16 protein-coding genes are annotated in these 15,165 nt (G+C 55.9%); 10 read left to right on the top strand and 6 right to left on the bottom strand.

From position 1 onward, the window contains the following. The first annotated feature begins 1 nt into the window (after window position 1). Both F0P97_RS12900 and F0P97_RS12895 read left to right on the top strand, forming a co-directional pair. On the top strand, window positions 2-1,081 hold the full coding sequence (locus F0P97_RS12900; protein WP_054075960.1) for a hypothetical protein: 1,080 nt from the start codon (window positions 2-4) through the stop codon (window positions 1,079-1,081). Between the two features lie 1,469 nt (window positions 1,082-2,550). After that, window positions 2,551-3,204 (top strand): hypothetical protein, encoded by a 654-nt coding sequence (locus F0P97_RS12895; protein WP_182287042.1) that lies wholly within the window; start codon window positions 2,551-2,553, stop codon window positions 3,202-3,204. A gap of 68 nt (window positions 3,205-3,272) precedes the next feature. On the opposite strand, the gene F0P97_RS12890 is transcribed toward F0P97_RS12895, so the two are convergent. Further along, the gene (locus F0P97_RS12890; protein ID WP_182287041.1) at window positions 3,273-3,461 is read right to left on the bottom strand and encodes a hypothetical protein; all 189 of its coding nucleotides are present in this window, start codon (window positions 3,459-3,461) and stop codon (window positions 3,273-3,275) included. A gap of 121 nt (window positions 3,462-3,582) precedes the next feature. Between F0P97_RS12890 and F0P97_RS12885 the strand changes: the two genes are divergently transcribed. From F0P97_RS12885 to F0P97_RS12875, 3 genes are all read left to right on the top strand, one after another. Continuing rightward, window positions 3,583-3,762, top strand: coding sequence for a ClbS/DfsB family four-helix bundle protein (locus F0P97_RS12885; RefSeq protein WP_182287040.1), 180 nt, complete (start codon window positions 3,583-3,585; stop codon window positions 3,760-3,762). 365 nt (window positions 3,763-4,127) lie between these two features. Then, window positions 4,128-4,544: a lactoylglutathione lyase gene (gene gloA, locus F0P97_RS12880; RefSeq protein ID WP_182287039.1), complete on the top strand. Its 417-nt coding sequence runs from the start codon at window positions 4,128-4,130 to the stop codon at window positions 4,542-4,544. A 145-nt stretch (window positions 4,545-4,689) separates the two neighbouring features. After that, a complete protein-coding gene (locus tag F0P97_RS12875; RefSeq protein WP_182287038.1) occupies window positions 4,690-5,217 on the top strand; it encodes a nuclear transport factor 2 family protein in 528 nt (175 codons plus the stop codon). A gap of 78 nt (window positions 5,218-5,295) precedes the next feature. On the opposite strand, the gene F0P97_RS12870 is transcribed toward F0P97_RS12875, so the two are convergent. Continuing rightward, complete coding sequence (locus tag F0P97_RS12870; protein ID WP_182287037.1) at window positions 5,296-5,820, bottom strand: OmpA family protein; 525 nt, start codon at window positions 5,818-5,820, stop codon at window positions 5,296-5,298. A gap of 299 nt (window positions 5,821-6,119) precedes the next feature. On the opposite strand from F0P97_RS12870, the gene F0P97_RS12865 reads away from it, so the two are divergent. Both F0P97_RS12865 and F0P97_RS12860 read left to right on the top strand, forming a co-directional pair. Next, entirely contained in the window at window positions 6,120-6,749 is a 630-nt protein-coding gene (locus tag F0P97_RS12865; protein WP_182287036.1) for a gamma-glutamylcyclotransferase, read from the top strand. Between the two features lie 102 nt (window positions 6,750-6,851). Continuing rightward, window positions 6,852-7,463 (top strand): superoxide dismutase family protein, encoded by a 612-nt coding sequence (locus tag F0P97_RS12860; protein ID WP_182287035.1) that lies wholly within the window; start codon window positions 6,852-6,854, stop codon window positions 7,461-7,463. Between the two features lie 125 nt (window positions 7,464-7,588). On the opposite strand, the gene F0P97_RS12855 is transcribed toward F0P97_RS12860, so the two are convergent. Beyond that, window positions 7,589-8,221 carry a nucleotidyltransferase family protein gene (locus F0P97_RS12855; RefSeq protein ID WP_182287196.1) on the bottom strand — a complete coding sequence of 211 codons (633 nt, stop codon included), beginning with the start codon at window positions 8,219-8,221 and terminating at the stop codon, window positions 7,589-7,591. A 34-nt stretch (window positions 8,222-8,255) separates the two neighbouring features. On the opposite strand from F0P97_RS12855, the gene pdxH reads away from it, so the two are divergent. After that, window positions 8,256-8,903: a pyridoxamine 5'-phosphate oxidase gene (gene pdxH, locus F0P97_RS12850; protein ID WP_182287034.1), complete on the top strand. Its 648-nt coding sequence runs from the start codon at window positions 8,256-8,258 to the stop codon at window positions 8,901-8,903. Between the two features lie 143 nt (window positions 8,904-9,046). Continuing rightward, a complete protein-coding gene (locus tag F0P97_RS12845) occupies window positions 9,047-10,126 on the top strand; it encodes a tyrosine-type recombinase/integrase (RefSeq protein WP_182287033.1) in 1,080 nt (359 codons plus the stop codon). 62 nt (window positions 10,127-10,188) lie between these two features. Here the strand turns inward: F0P97_RS12845 and F0P97_RS12840 are convergent, their stop codons facing one another. From F0P97_RS12840 to msrA, 3 genes are all read right to left on the bottom strand, one after another. Beyond that, window positions 10,189-12,324 carry a TonB-dependent receptor domain-containing protein gene (locus F0P97_RS12840; RefSeq protein WP_182287032.1) on the bottom strand — a complete coding sequence of 712 codons (2,136 nt, stop codon included), beginning with the start codon at window positions 12,322-12,324 and terminating at the stop codon, window positions 10,189-10,191. Window positions 12,325-12,484: 160 nt separating this feature from the next. Beyond that, window positions 12,485-12,991 (bottom strand): hypothetical protein, encoded by a 507-nt coding sequence (locus F0P97_RS12835; RefSeq protein ID WP_232538230.1) that lies wholly within the window; start codon window positions 12,989-12,991, stop codon window positions 12,485-12,487. Window positions 12,992-13,082: 91 nt separating this feature from the next. Then, the gene (msrA, locus tag F0P97_RS12830) at window positions 13,083-13,637 is read right to left on the bottom strand and encodes a peptide-methionine (S)-S-oxide reductase MsrA (RefSeq protein ID WP_182287031.1); all 555 of its coding nucleotides are present in this window, start codon (window positions 13,635-13,637) and stop codon (window positions 13,083-13,085) included. A 38-nt stretch (window positions 13,638-13,675) separates the two neighbouring features. Between msrA and F0P97_RS12825 the strand changes: the two genes are divergently transcribed. Beyond that, on the top strand, window positions 13,676-15,043 hold the full coding sequence (locus tag F0P97_RS12825; protein WP_182287030.1) for a site-specific integrase: 1,368 nt from the start codon (window positions 13,676-13,678) through the stop codon (window positions 15,041-15,043). Window positions 15,044-15,165 lie beyond the last annotated feature (122 nt).

Here is a 15,165-nt window from a genome sequence, read left to right as displayed (position 1 = left end):
TATGAAATCCACCTGCTCAACTGATTACGAGATTGGCGACAACACCGCGCCAGACAAGCGCCTAGAGCTATGGAAATCGCGTAGCTTCTGGTTTCGGCTGCGGCACCGATGGAACGTGCTCAGTGCTTTTGCCGAGGGCAGCTTGACCTGGCACCACGCCAAGCTCGGCCTCAAATACCCGGATCAGGTCATGTGGCTGCAGCGCTGGCCACCGGGCAATGGATTGATGCCGGTCTGCCCAGCCGTCATTGCCGAGCTTGAGCACATCGATCGCACCATGATGGACTCCGACCAGCCCGCGCCACGGGTCGCTATTTTCTCACTCCACAGCATCGGCCACGATCGCACCCAGTGCAGGAACTGCGGCGGATCTGGCGGGGCCTTGCCCACGCAATGCCCAGGTCGCCCCATGACCGATGACGAGCGGCATGCCGTCCTGGAGGGGCTACTCGATTACGTCGATGGCCAATGGCTTGGCCAACTCATCAAGCAAGCCCCAAAACCGCTTGCCGAAACCTGCAAACTTGAGCCCAAAACGTCTGCCGAAACCTGCAAACTGGATTTGCCGTTTCCTGCACTCTATATACAAGGGTCTTCTATACAAAGAACTACTACTACGTCTCCAAGCGTCGTAGCGCTCGAAGTGGCACCAGCTCGCGAGGCGCAAGTCTTCTCGGAAAACGACTGGGCAGCGAAGTGCGCAGCCTTGTCGGACGCTGCCAACCAAGGCTGTGGCCAGGTGTACGAGACCTACGAGCTACGCGTGGGGGCCAGCATTGACCTTGCGCTGCTGCAGGTGCCCGAGCTGCACCTCGATCGCGCCATCGAGATCGCTGTTCAACACGGCTACACAACGCCTGCTCAACGTGCGAAGACCGTGCAGATGCTGCGTGACGATGGTTCTTGCAGCCATGGGTTTGATCCACACACGTGTCCAGTTGGATGTGGAGACGTCGACAATGTGAACGATTCAATGGTGGACTCAGACGGGATGCCGTGCGGCTCCTGCGGGGGCTCGAAACGTGTCCAGTGCTTGCGACTTTGTAGCAGCGGACGCAGCGCCGATGCCGGAAAAAGATGACGGGTCAAACAAAAATGTTTGACAGTTGGCAGCGAAGTCCTTAGAGTCCGAACCGTGCGTCAACGGGAGCTATTTGTAACTCTCGCGGAATTGGTTAAGAGGAAGAGGTAAAAACGTAGTCCCATGGGTCTACTGAAAGCCTTAAAAACTGGAGCTCTAGCGCTCCTATTTTTAGAGCTTATCTACTAGATACGATGTATATTATGTTTAATCATAAATGCTAGGCTAGTTGTAGCAGTACGCCCTTTCACTGTATGCATCTCGAGGTTGTGCATGCGAAATGCTGGGTGATGTTTAGAGCACCTTACCCCGCACATCTGCCGCATCTGCGATACATCCTTGATGATCTGCGCTACAGCGATGCACAGCTCGCTAGGCTCCTAGACCTCAAGCCATCCACTATCAAAAAATATCGGCACGTGGGGCAAGCTCCTCGCGCCGTTCATTTGGCATTGTTTTGGGAATCACGATGGGGAATTTCTACCATCGACGCAACCGCTTTCAATCATGCAGCGGGCAACTACGCACTAGCTGAATCTATCAAGCGCAAAAACGCTAGGCTTGTCAAGCAAATCTTGACCATGGAAAAGGAGCTTGCGAGGCATAAAACTGCGTCTGCAAACGCACCAATTTTCCAAATTGGCTAGCATCCGATACGAAATTGTCGGTCTCGGGCTTCTTTTCGTGCGGCCCTAACGTCATCGAGTTTCTTCATCCCGCATGCATTCACTCGGCACTCGGCATCAAGCACTCGAATCTGGTGCTCAAGCATTTGGCATTCGCTCGGAGTTGAAGAAGCAGATCGAGAAGCCACTGGAACGACTTGCTCCGCAGCTATGGCGTGGGCTTTATCTCTCTGCTGTCTGGCGATTGCCACCTGCTCTTCCCAAGATACGTGGGCAGGAACACGTGCAATACGATCCATAAAACGACCGTTTGCTGAGCACGGAACGCTCTCCCATGTGAGCCGATCTTGAAAGTCTTTGCAGAGGTAAATTTCCTTTGTCTCCGACCTATTCACCGGACGGCTGCTCTGTTGCGTTATCTGTTGACCGCCCTTGCAGGGTGTATTGCTGTAGGTATTTCCACATCGATAAATCTGGCCTGTAGCTTCGGTGCGAGGCTCTTCAGGTACCAAGACTCTTGGGGCAACGACAGTCGGCTCCGGCGGAGGCCGAGGCACAGGTCGTTGAGAAGCCGCCGGAGGAGGCCCAACTAAGAAGCGCAGTATTTCGGACTGGTACCTATACGCTAGCGCGCCAGTCAAAAGCACTGCAACAGTAAGAACGAGCTTTGTGAAAAAGCTCATTTCATTCCGGCCACTTACAAACGGATTTTCCGTCTTCCAACTCCCAGGATCATAGTGCCCCATACCCTCCCCCTCCACTTATGAGTCAGATCATAGAGCACAGCACTTTATGCGGTGCACTACATCTCATGCAGAGCTAAAGTTCAGAACATAATAGGCAATGGAAAATCAATACCTCATTTACTTAGAAGAAGACCAAGAATTGTATGCAGCTGTTAAGAGCGCACTTCCCGCGCTGCAGCGACTGAGCCCCGATCAAATTGAGAAACTTGTCTTCTATTTGAAGAGCTTGCACCACTACTACCCGAAGAGCGAGAACCACAACGTCTACTGGTCAGTCTTCGACGATAAGCTTCAAGGAATACGGAACTCCTCAGAGCAACTAGATCTTCAGCGACAAGCAAGCCGTTCCCTAATGAAAGGGGTTGCTCTATGCGTCATGGGTGGAGTGTCTTTGGCGGTTGCTCTGGCTGCATTTATAGGTACCCAAACTGGGCTCGGCGCTGTATTTCTTTGCATTGCGTGTTCCTGTGTATTTTTCGCCGATTCCACGTTCTTCATGAAAGCGATAAAGGTAAGCAAAGAGCAAGATCGAAAATATTTTCTATCCTCTGTTCGCGCCGCTAATGCGTGTAATGAACTTGACTGGGCAGGTCTTTTTTCTTATAACATTGCAACAAAAGACGGAGCTCTAAGCGATGCTGATTTAGCACATCTCAATGAGCAGGTTACTGAACTAACAGCAAAGCTTCGCAATGCTCTCTACAACGACGAATATTTCCAATATTCAAAGATAACAAAATACGATAGATGAACCTCAAATCCCAATTTGTCTTCTTGGACACGAGCGAGCAGCTCATCAGGCGTCTAGGCTGATGCGGTTCATTCCATGAGATTCGAGCGTATCTGAGCATTGCGAATGACCAGGCTCTCCAGGTACTCCAAGTCCTTTTTCTGCTGCTGGGCCAGCTGGACAGGCTGCGTGACCGGCACGGGATGCTGTGGCGCCTGGCGCGTTTCGTCCTTCGCCGCGGTCTGCGGTGGTCGCTCTGGAGCCTGGCGTAGCGGCATGCGCCAATCCAAAAAGTAGCCAACAGGCTGGCCTTTGCAGAAGAGCAGCGCTCCGACCCGCAGCCGGGCGACAATGCAAGCGGTAAGTGAAGATCCCGCCCAAACCTTCAGGAGGACTGGCATGGCTGTGCCGCAAAGCAAACAGGAATTGCTGGACGCGATTCGCAAGAGCTACCAGCAGCTGATGGCCGATCTCGTCAACGTGCCACCGGAGCGAGCGCGAGAATCGACGCTCGAAGGTCATGCCGAAGGGCTATGGAAGGCTCCGTGGAGGCCGGTGATCGAGCAGCGGCCGGGGTAGCAGCGCGGAACGGGATGAGTGACTGCCCGACGCCAAGGGATTTCGAGGAGAAGATTGTAAGAGTCAACTGCCCTACTCAGAAAGCGAAAAAGCTGGCCTATCCCTCCCTTGCTGCGCTCCAACCACAACGCTTCAAGTAGTCCGCCCAAGCAAGGCGGCGCATCATGGCAATAGCAGCAAGTTTCAGGAAGCATGCAGAGGCAATGGCGCTGCAACTGGTGCTGCCTTTTGGCCGTCTTGTCTGGAATACATCGCGCCCCACAACGCGCCTCGGCCGCTAGATTCGCTCGTATCACAAAGGCCATGAAGGCGCGCGGCATGGTCAAATCATATGCAGCTTCGAACCTGCTGGCAAAATGGAGACCATGCGATTCCTCCACACGATGTTGCGCGTTGGCAATCTCCAGCGCTCTATTGATTTCTACACCAACGTCATCGGCATGCAACTGCTGCGCACGTCCGAGAACCCCGAGTACAAGTACTCGTTGGCCTTTCTTGGCTTCGAAGGTGGTAACCCGGGTCAGGCGGAAATTGAGCTGACTTACAACTGGGGAACCGAGAGCTACGACATGGGCACGGCTTACGGTCATATTGCTCTGGGTGTGCCCGATGCCTATGCAGCCTGCGAGAAAATCAAGGCTGCCGGCGGCAATGTGACCCGTGAAGCAGGTCCCGTCAAAGGCGGCAGTACCGTGATTGCCTTTGTGACGGATCCTGACGGCTACAAGATTGAACTGATCCAACGCAAAGACGACCTGGGCACCGGCACCGGTCTGCGGTGATTATTTTTCTTCAGATTCCTGAACCGAGCGGCACATGGGTGCCGCTTTTTTTGCCTGAACGGCCTACCTATCGTTCAAACATGGGTTTTCAGGCATTGGCCGGCATTCCAGACTCGGTACTCCAACACCAATCAGGAGACAGGCAATGAGTGACTCGGTTCTGGAGCAACTCCAGCAGCGTTTGCGGCATCTTGAGGATATTCAGTCGATACAGGCTTTGAAGGCTCGGTACTTGCGAGCCTGTGACCAGAAGCAGCCGAATGCAATGCGTGAGTGCTTTGTGGAGCATGGTGCGGTCATCGAAGCCGATGGTTTTCCGGCTTTTACGGATCGAGAAGAATGGGTTGAAACCTTCAGCAGACTGGCAATTGCCAACCCATCAATCCAGGACATGCACCACGGCCATAACCCTCAGATCAGCTTTATGGGAGCTGATAGTGCAAAAGGCTTGTGGGATCTGGAGTTCTGCCAGGTCAATGTCAAGGAACGCACCATCGTCAATCTCTCAGGTCAGTACAGCGATGAGTACGAGCGAATCAACGGTTACTGGCAGATCCGTTCCATGCGCTTCGCGCGGGGATCGTTTGTCATGCGCCAGGTCGATGCCGGCGGTATTGAAAGAGTCATTGCCCTGGGCAAGCCTCCGGCAGCTGGATTCATTGGAATCAACTGATCCTTGCTCTGCCGCAAATATCAAAAAGCCCGATACAGCGAATGCCATATCGGGCTTTGTGCAAGAAAACAGGGTCTATCAGTCGACCAGAATCACTTCCACACGGCGAGCTTCGGCATTGGAGCCGTCGGCCTGAGATTGCTCGGGCTTCTTCAGCTCGACCTTGTCTTCCGCCACGCCCAGTGCCACCAGAGCGGCCTGGACGGCTTGCGCACGGTGCTTGGCCAGCTCCGCATTGATTTCAGCACTGCCGGTTGCATCATGGAAGCCGGAGATCACGGCGCGCTTGCCTTCAGCCACGCCCTTGACCACATCGCTCAGCGCTTCGTTGGCGCCAGCGGCCACTTCCGCCTTGCCAGAGACAAAGTAGAACTTGACCACACCGTTTTCCACGATCACGCGGGCCGCCTCTTCAACCACCACCACAGGTACGTTGGTCGCGCTGGGTGCGGACACAGCGGCTTCAGCCTTGGGAGCGTGGGAAATGCCGCGCTTGTAGACGACGGTGCCAACGACGGTGGAGACAACCAGAGCGATCAGGGCAAACAGAAAACCCAGGGCAAAGCGTTGCTGGCTATCGTCGTCAGAGCTGTTGAAGGACATGAATGAAATCTCCGTATGTGCGGGTGATTATGAAAGTACGAAACCTGTATTCATGACACTTTGCGGCCTGACTACATGCTTCAGGCCGACAAAGCGACAAAACCACGCATTCTAGAGGTTTGCCGTGAAAGGCCTTCACGACTGCCTTCACGGCAATCGCAAAAAGGATTCATCTCAGCCGCTTCACAGCGGCAAAGCGTTGCTTTTACGCCTTCGTGCGTGCACAGGTGCACCGAAGGCGCGCCCGCGCGTTATATATCAAAGTCAATTCAGCTCTGAATCCGGTTTGAGGAGTTTCCATGTCCGCCCTTCCTTTGTTGAATCATTCCATGCGTGATGCTGACCAGATGCTGGAGCGGGCTCTGGTGCAGTGGGGAGGTGACGAGGATTTGTGGATTTTTGGGTATGGCTCTCTGATCTGGCGCCCCGAATTTGACTTCAGCGAACGCCGTTCAGCCCATGTACATGGCTGGCATCGTGCTCTGAAAATGTGGAGCACCATCAACCGTGGCACGCCCCAGGTACCAGGCCTGGTGTTTGGCATGCTCTCGGGCGGCAGTTGCCAGGGCATGGCCTTCCGTATTCCGCGAAACCAGGGCGATACCGTGATGCGCAAGCTCTGGTTGCGTGAGATGCCCAATGCCGTCTATGACCCGCGCTGGCTGCCTTGCCGCACCCCGCATGGGGCTGTGAAGGCCCTCGCATTCACGCTCTCACGCCAAAGCCCGCACCATACCGGCGAGCTGGCGCCGGATGAATACCGGCGCATCTTCTCTCAGGCCCAGGGCATATACGGCACGACACTGGACTACGCCCAGGCCACTTTTGACGAGTTGCAACGGCTGGGCATTGACGACAAGGCACTCAGGCGCCTGCTGGCCTATGCGGACTTCCAGCAAGCCAGGTGCTCAGCTGTTGCTGCTATTTGAAACGTAGCTAACATCGCTCTACTGTATTGGGATACGAGGCAAAAAAGCTTGAAGTTCTGGCGATCCGGGGCACAATGGCCTTTTGATTTCGGAAAGACTGCCATGCTCCTTAACCGTGTTGCCGCCCTCTTTTCGCGCCCTGCCTGGACAGGTCTGGCGCTTGCCGCAAGCCTGGCCGTGACGGCCTGCTCCACGACCAGCAACACGGCCGCACCCTCTTCTTCGGAGACGGCCCCTGCAGCAACTCGCAGCAAAGGCGTGCAATCGATTGCACGCCTGGAAGCCACCAAGGGGAGCCAGGTAACGGGCACGGTGCAGTTCTTCCCGCAGCCCGACGGCAGCATTCGAGTACAAGGCCGCGTGGAAGGGCTGGCGCCGAATAGCGAGCATGGCTTTCACGTCCATGAAAAAGGCGACTGCTCCAGCGGCGATGGCTTGAGCGCCGGCGGCCACTTCAACCCTGGACAACAGGCGCATGGCAAATTCGGCGACACCAAGGCCCATCACATCGGTGACCTGCCCAGCCTTGACGCCGATACCCTGGGCGTGGCGACCATCGATTTTGTGAGCAAGGAGCTCAAACTGGACAGAGGCGGCAACGGTATTCTGGGCCGATCGTTGATTGTGCACAATGATCCGGATGACTACACGACCCAGCCGACCGGCAATTCCGGCGCGCGCCTGGCTTGTGCCGTGATCGAGCGCGGCGCGTAAAGCCGTCGCCCTCGCATGGAAAGAGCCGCGAACACGCGCCAGCAAGACCAGGCCTTGGCTGAGACACAGCGGCAAACCTAGACGAGCTCGGCAAAGTCAATGGTTGTCGAGTCCTAGTCCCTACTTCAGGGGCTTTCTGGCGGCCGTGAATTGCGGTCATTCCAGATCCTGCGCGCTTCCTCCAAGGCCTGCACGGTGTCCACATCGAGCACGCAGCCGATGTCATCGCAGTCCCAGCGTTGCAGACGCTGATTCTCCGCCGCATTGCGCACGATGGAGGCCGCACCCTGATCACCGCTCAGCAGGGCGAGTGCAGGAGCTGCTGCTCGGCTGAAAGCCACGGGATGGCCCTTCCGTCCCTGGTAGAAGGGTTGAATCACATGCAGCTCACGGCTATCCAGCCGCGTTAGCTGCAAGGCCAACTCGTGTAGCGTAGCGGCCTGAATCAAAGGCAAATCTGCTGGCAGGATCAGCCAGCCATTGGCGCCGGCCGTGGCCTTGACGGCCGCCGCAATGCTGTCGCCCATGCCGGGATGCGGCCCGCATTCCAGATGCCAGGGAAGGCCAGAGACCTGCACCGCAGCCAGCGTGGTCTGCAAAACGGTTTGCAGGCCCAGCATGGCCTGGAGCTTGTGGCTGGAGCCGCCCGATGCGAGAAAGCGTTCTCCCCTGCCCGCAGCGAGAACCAGCACACAAGGCAGGTCCGGATCAACCATGGGAGCGGGCAAAACTTCTTGATTCATATTGCTGTCGAGCATAACGCTGGCTTTGGCTGCGCGGCACAATATGAACATGAGCAGCCTATCTTCATCCATTGCCGATCTGCGCAAAAGCTATGAACGCGCAGAGCTGAGCGAATCCGCTTCCAACCTGAATCCCCTGCAGCAGTTCGACCAGTGGCTGCAGGAAGCCGTGAGAGCCCAGGTACCCGAGCCCAATGCCATGACTGTGGCGACCGTGAGCGGCGACCTGCGACCCAGCACGCGCATCGTGCTGATCAAAGGCTATGACGAGCGTGGCATTGTCTGGTACACCAACTACGACAGCCGAAAGGGTCAGCAACTGGCGGGCAATCCATTCGCTGCCCTGCAATTTCACTGGGTGGAGCTGGAGCGTGTGGTGCGCATCGAAGGCCGCGTGGAAAAAGTCAGCGCTGAGGAAAGCGATGCCTACTTTGCCAGCCGTCCGCTTGACTCCAGGATCGGGGCCTGGGCCAGTCCACAAAGCCAGGTCATCAGTGGTCGCGGCGTGCTGATGGCCAATGCCGCCAAATACAGCGCGCAGTTTTTACTCAATCCCCCCCGACCTCCTCACTGGGGCGGTTTCCGTCTGGTGCCCGAGCGTTGGGAGTTCTGGCAGGGGCGCAAGAGCCGGTTGCATGACCGCCTGAGCTACCGACAGGAGGGTAAGGACTGGATTCGCGAACGGCTGGCGCCCTGAGTTTTAATGGTTCCGTCATGAAAATGTGAGGGCGCTGGGACAGAAAGCGCCCTCTTCGCTGATTACTGCAGGCTTGTGATTGAGTGAATGCATTTTTGTTGGTAGTGATAAATAATCCATGTAAGTTACATTAAACTCATCATATGCAAGACAAGAACATTCCGGATAAGCAGTCCCCAGATCCATCCACACTGCCCACTGGAAGCCAGCTGTTTCGCGATTGGCTCGAGCATGAGGGCAGCAAGAGCTGGGATGCGCTGGACACCTCTCCAGGCGGCAATTATGAAAAGGTCTGGCAGGCATGGTTGATGCATCTGTCCGGGCAGGCACCGATCGCAGACAAGGAGCGCCCTGCCCGCAGGCAGCATTCTTCAAAGTCCTGGCATCAGGCAAGCAAGCTGGATGTGCAGAGCTTCCTGCAGATACGCGATGGCCAACGTGCGCACCACCACCCCGAGCGCAAGATCAGTCCGGTCACCCGCCGCCGCTACTGGCGGCTGCTGGAGCGCATCTACGACCATGCGATGGAGCACGGCTGGATCAGCGCCAACCCTGCAACCGGTCTCGAGCCGGCCGAACGACCTCCCTCGGAAGACGGCAAAGGCCATTGCCTGCCCCCCCTGCTCTGGCAGTCACTGCCAAGGCACTTTCCCAGCGCAGATGGTTATCAGGACGCACGTGACCGCGCCATTGTGCTGCTGCTCTACGAGATGGCTCTGGCCCCCGAAGAGGTGCGCTGCCTGCTATGGAAGAACCTGCTTTCAAGCGCAAATCAGGTCTGGGTTGGCAGCTCGGAAAGCATTGCGAACGGAGAGTCGCCCCTGCCCCGCTACCTGCAGATAGAAGGCGGCAGAAATGCTCAGCAAAGGCTGCTTGAGCTGCCCGACTCCGTGGCCCAGGCCTTGCAAAGCTGGAGAAGATTCAGCGCCGCACAGCGCGGGCCGTCGGTGATCGACGGCAACCATATCGTCTTCTATTCGCGCCGTGGCGGCGAGTTGTCGGTACGCATGCTGTTCCATGTGGCTTCGCAGATCATTCAGCGCGCCCATCAGGCCCAGCCCGAGGACAGCCAGAAATTTCCGCTGCAGCGTGTGGGGCCGCAGGTCTTGCGCAACACGGCCATCGTGCAATGGCTGCGCGCCGGCGTGCCCGAATCGGAGGTGATTGCCAGGATAGGCGTGGACAGCACTCGTTCCCTGCGCCATCTGCAGCACTATCTATAGCCATGGTATCCGGCCCAGGCCAAAACCTGGACCGGATGCGGCTTGACTCACCAAGAGCCGGATCAGAAGTCCATTCTCAGACCGACCACCAGATTGCGACCCGTCAACGGGGCAGCACTCTTGATAAACGAGGTTGCAGCGTAGGCCAGACGGTTGGTGAGGTTCTGGCCCTTGACATAGAACTGCCACTGGTTGCCACCAGTCTTCCAGAGGTAGCTGGCGCCCAGGTTCAGCATGCCGTAGCCCGGCGTCTGGGTTTCGTACTGGGCCGTGCGGTTCTGGCGCAGCACCTGGGTCCATTCAGCCATGGTGTCCCAGCCGGCCAGACGTGCATTCACACGCAAGCCCGCACGCAAGGCCGGAATGCGTGGCAGCGCAGAGCCGTCTTCCAGACGCGCACGCACGCCGTCACCAAACACACTCAGGCTCAACTCACGACTCAGGCGCTGGCTCAGCTGAGCCTCCCAGCCCGTAAAGCGCGCATTGCCCTGGGTGTATTGCAGCAGTTGCAGCCCTTCGTGGGCATCCAGCGTGGCGCCGTAGATATAGCCCTTGATACGGTAGTGATAGGCATTGAGCTTCCAGGTCGTATCACCAGCCGTCTTGGCCAGGCCCAGGTCCAGTGCCTGCGAGCGCTCGCGCGACAGATTGGGATTGCCGATCTCGTAGGTTGCCGTGGCCATGTGCAGGCCGTTGGCAAACAGCTCTTCCGCCGTGGGCATGCGGCTGCCGCTGGTGAACGAAGCCGATGCACTGTAGCCGGGCTGGAACTTCCAGACCGTGCCCAGCGACGCCGAAGTAGCGCTGTGGCTGCGACGTTCGTTGCTCAACTCGGCCTCCACACGCTGGCGGTCGTGACGCAAGGCCCCTTGAAAGCTCCAATCCTGCCAGCGGTATTCCTCCAGCAGATAGAGGCTGTGGCGCTGGGTGTCCGTGGGCTGCACATAGGCCTCTTCGCCGGTGGCGCTGAAGCGGCGCTTGAGGGTCTGCAGACCCAGCGTGCCACGCCAGCCGGCGATGGGCTCATGCTCCATCTCCAGGCGCAGGTCATGGGCCTTGTTTCTGAACTGGGTGGCCACGCTGCCGTCCTCGATCTCGTCGTGACGGTAATTGGTCAGGCCTCCTCGCAGACGCAGCGCCGCAATACCGGCGGTGGGCTTGCGCCATTCGCCACGCAGATCCCAGCGCTCGCTGGTCAGATCGACAACCGGCACGCTGCCGCTTTCCTCATGATCATGGTCGTGGTCGTGCCCGTCATGCGAGCCGCAATGCAGATGATCGCCATGTGCGTGGCAGCCTTCGAAGCTGTGCTGATGGCCGGGCAAGCCGTACTTGGCCTGTTGCCGCGTGTAGGCCAGGCCCAGATAGCCCTGATTGCCTACCCAGGACAGACCCACGCTGCCCGTGTTGCCGCGGCTGAAACTGCCAGGAACCTTGCTCTGGCCCCAGCCACTGCCCACGCGATAGTCTCCCGCGTTGCGCGCCACGCCTTCGGCATGCAGCACCAGCTGGCCGTTATCGTTCTTCAGCGGTGTGGCAGTGGTCAGGGAGAACGCACCTGCCGACATGCCTGCAGCTGTGCCAGCCTGCACCTCGGCCGAACCTTCCAGGCCTTTCTCGGGCGCCTGGGTCGGAATCTTGCCATCCAGCACATTCACCACGCCTCCCATGGCGCCAGGGCTGTAAAGCAAGGCCGAAGGGCCGCGCAGCACTTCGATCTGCCGGGCCAGCAAAGGCTCGGTGGTCACCGCATGGTCGGGGCTGACGGTCGATGCGTCGAGCAACTCCGAGCCATCGCTGAGCACGGAGACCCGCGCACCATCCATACCGCGAATCACCGGGCGGCTGGCTCCCGCACCGAAATGGCTGGCATTGATGCCGGGCTCGGCCGCAAGGGTCTCGCCCAGGGTTGCAGCGCGGCGCAGGCGCAGCTCCTCTTCGCCGAGCACCTGAACGGGCGTAGCCATATCGCCGGCGGCCATGCCGGTCGCCGACACCGTCACCTCAGCCAGGCTGGACTCCTGCTTGGCCGCATCGGACTGCGCAAAGGCCAGGGGTGAACAGGCCAACAGGCCCAGGCCTGTGCCCAGGGCCAGTCCGCGCCCTGCCGGCTGCAGCGCCTCGATGGCGCGGGCCAGAGCCGACTTGGGAGAGCGGCGCAAGGAATGGGCGGAAGAATTCGAAAAACGTTGAGACATCTCAGTTCCACAAACAACCGTGCGCACGCAGACGATCAAAGAAAGTACGCACGGATATTCAATAAAAACAGCTTGAATCGCTTATTTATAAAGCGCTTATAGCTATCAATTCTGAAGTTTCTGGCCTGTGCGGAAAGCCATGCCGCAGCATGGCCTCAACCTAGGCCAGGGAGCTGAGAGACAGAGGGGGCGCGCGTGCAGCCAGCGGTGCTGCAATAAAGACGACTCTGGGCGCGGGAGCAAAAGGCCGGGGGATGAAGCTATCAGGTGGCGGCGCACTGAAAGCGAGTACGGCCACAGGCCCGGCATAGCCATGATTGGCCTGATCCAGCAACTGGCATTCTGCCGGTCCGTGACCGGCAAACAGCGCATGCACCCAGGAAAGGTCCGAGGCGCAACTGCTGCGGTCGGCCCGGCAGTCTCCCGCCGCTTCGGCAGAGGCTGCCGATAGGGCCGGTGCCGCATGGCTGTGCGCCGCATAGATCTTGCCCCCGGGCGAGCTGCCCAGGTGAACGGCACGGTGCATCTGGCCCAGCGTCGGCCCCAGCACCATGGCCAGGGCCAGCAGGCCCATCAGCCAGCGCATCACCCAGATTTCGCGCAGATACAGACGACCGTCAGCACGGGCTGAGCGGGTGGGTCGACGCAGATGGGAGTGAAGTGACACGTTATGGAGCTAGTTCGGCCTCGGACGGTGCGAAAGCGGCCAAGGGTTGCAGAGTGTATCTGCACTCCGGGCCATACGCTGACAGACTGGCTTAATCCTTGAGCCAGCGTGAAAACGCTTTCTGGAACTTCTGCACCTTGGGGCCCACCACGAAAGCGCAGTACCCCTGGCCGGGGTGCTGCAGGAAATAGTCCTGGTGATAGTCTTCGGCGGGCCAGTAGTTGGTCAGGGGCTCGATCTGGGTGACGATGGGAGCATCGAACGCTTTTTCGTTCTGCATTTCCTGCAGCAAGGCCTGTGCCTGGGCCGTTTGCCGCGCATCGGTGGTGAAGATCGCGCTGCGGTACTGCGTGCCCACGTCGTTGCCCTGGCGGTTCAGCGTGGTCGGATCATGCGTGCCGAAGAAGATCAGCAGCACATCGCGCAGGCTGATGACCGCAGGATCGAAGTCGAGCTTCACCACCTCGGCATGGCCGGTCTGCCCGGTACAGATATCGTCGTAGCCAGGATGATCCAGGTGGCCATTGGCATAGCCGCTCTCCACATCGACAATGCCGCGCACACGGTCGAATACGGCTTCAGTGCACCAGAAGCAACCTCCTCCTAGATATATAGTTTCTTTACTTAAGCCATTGATTTCATTCATAATGCCTCCAAATTGCTTACTAAGATTTCACACATTTGATGAATATTTCACAAATCTACAAATTGCCGAAAGGTGTCCAAAAGCTCACTAGGACCACCCTAGAAGGCATCGTTGTCACCTCCTACAGGGTACAGATGAACCGAAAGGAACTGAAGGTCAACAAGCTTTTCTCAGACCTAGAGACAGCTACAAGCTTCCTCAACTTGCAAAGAAAAAAGCTAGGCTTACGACCCGTTCCTCTTGTTTTTGACGTTAATAAATCATTGGAGAGCTATGAGGGTCAGCTAATTTTGCAACGTCTGATAGGTAATATAGAGCCGAATTTTTCAGATTACGTAACACAATACCTCAAGACATATATAGAGCCCAAATTCCCTACTATTTGCCCTGTCATCAATCAAGAGCAAAAGAAACGCCTAATAAATAAGATTAGTTCAAAGCGATACTCTCAGCTATTTAAAACAGCAGAAGATAAGAAGCTTTATCGTCAGTATTACAACATCGTTAAATTTTATGAGATTATTGGAAGCCAATATATCTTATTAGGTACCGACAAAGGCATCGGCGCTTTTCATAAACTAAACACTGAGAAAAAACGATTAAACGACTGTACGATTGAAGAGATAACGCCTAACGTTTTGAACTCTTACATTGTGAATCGCACTTCATTGCAGAAACGGCGTGGAACTATTGAGAGAGAGTTAACATTCATCAGCAATATATTCACAAATCTTAAATATTTTAATGAAAAATATCTCTCGCATGATAATCCCGTATTGAGAATTGATAAAAAATTACTAAGCTTCTCACAGAAACCAAAGAAACGATTTTTCAGGTTTGAAGAAGAACAATTAGAGAAATATCTAAGCGTTATTGACTCATACAGTAATAAAGACATGAGCCATATCGTTAAACTCATGCTTCACACAGGAATGAGGCGAAGCGAAGTAGTTTTATTAAAATGGTCTCAAATATACGACAGCTATATCGAACTGGAGACAACAAAAACAGACCCAAGAACCGTATTCCTCACAAAAAAAGCCAAAGATATTCTGACCCAAATACCCAAAACACCTAGACAAGATAGATTATTCAAATACACTGTTTCGGGATTTGAGGGCTCATACACCAAGCTTTTAAAATCTCATAACATGGAAGACATTACAGTTCACAAACTGAGAAAAGAAGCGGTTTCAAACTTCATTGAACAGATTGGCGGACAAAACTCTTTGCTTATTGCAGAAATCCTTGGTATCACAAACATCAGGCATTTAGAAAAAACCATTAAAGAGGCAGAGAAAGAGCACCCTACTCTTGATACTCAACAAGGCATACTTAAATCAATTGGTCACAAGAACCCAAGCATAACTAGCAAGCACTATTTCTCACTCAAAAAACAATCATAAAAAAGGAACCAAAATGGTCCCTTTCTAATTCATACTTGACTTTTTAGAAAAATCCAATATAAATATATGCAACAGTTTAGCGGCTGTGTATGTAAGAATAATATAAAAGATTTTATATAAAG

This window comes from Comamonas testosteroni, from assembly GCF_014076415.1.
Classification (GTDB): Bacteria; Pseudomonadota; Gammaproteobacteria; order Burkholderiales; family Burkholderiaceae_C; genus Comamonas; species Comamonas testosteroni_F.
Note: the sequence above shows the minus strand (reverse complement) of the source record. Positions and strands in the feature narration are given on the sequence as shown.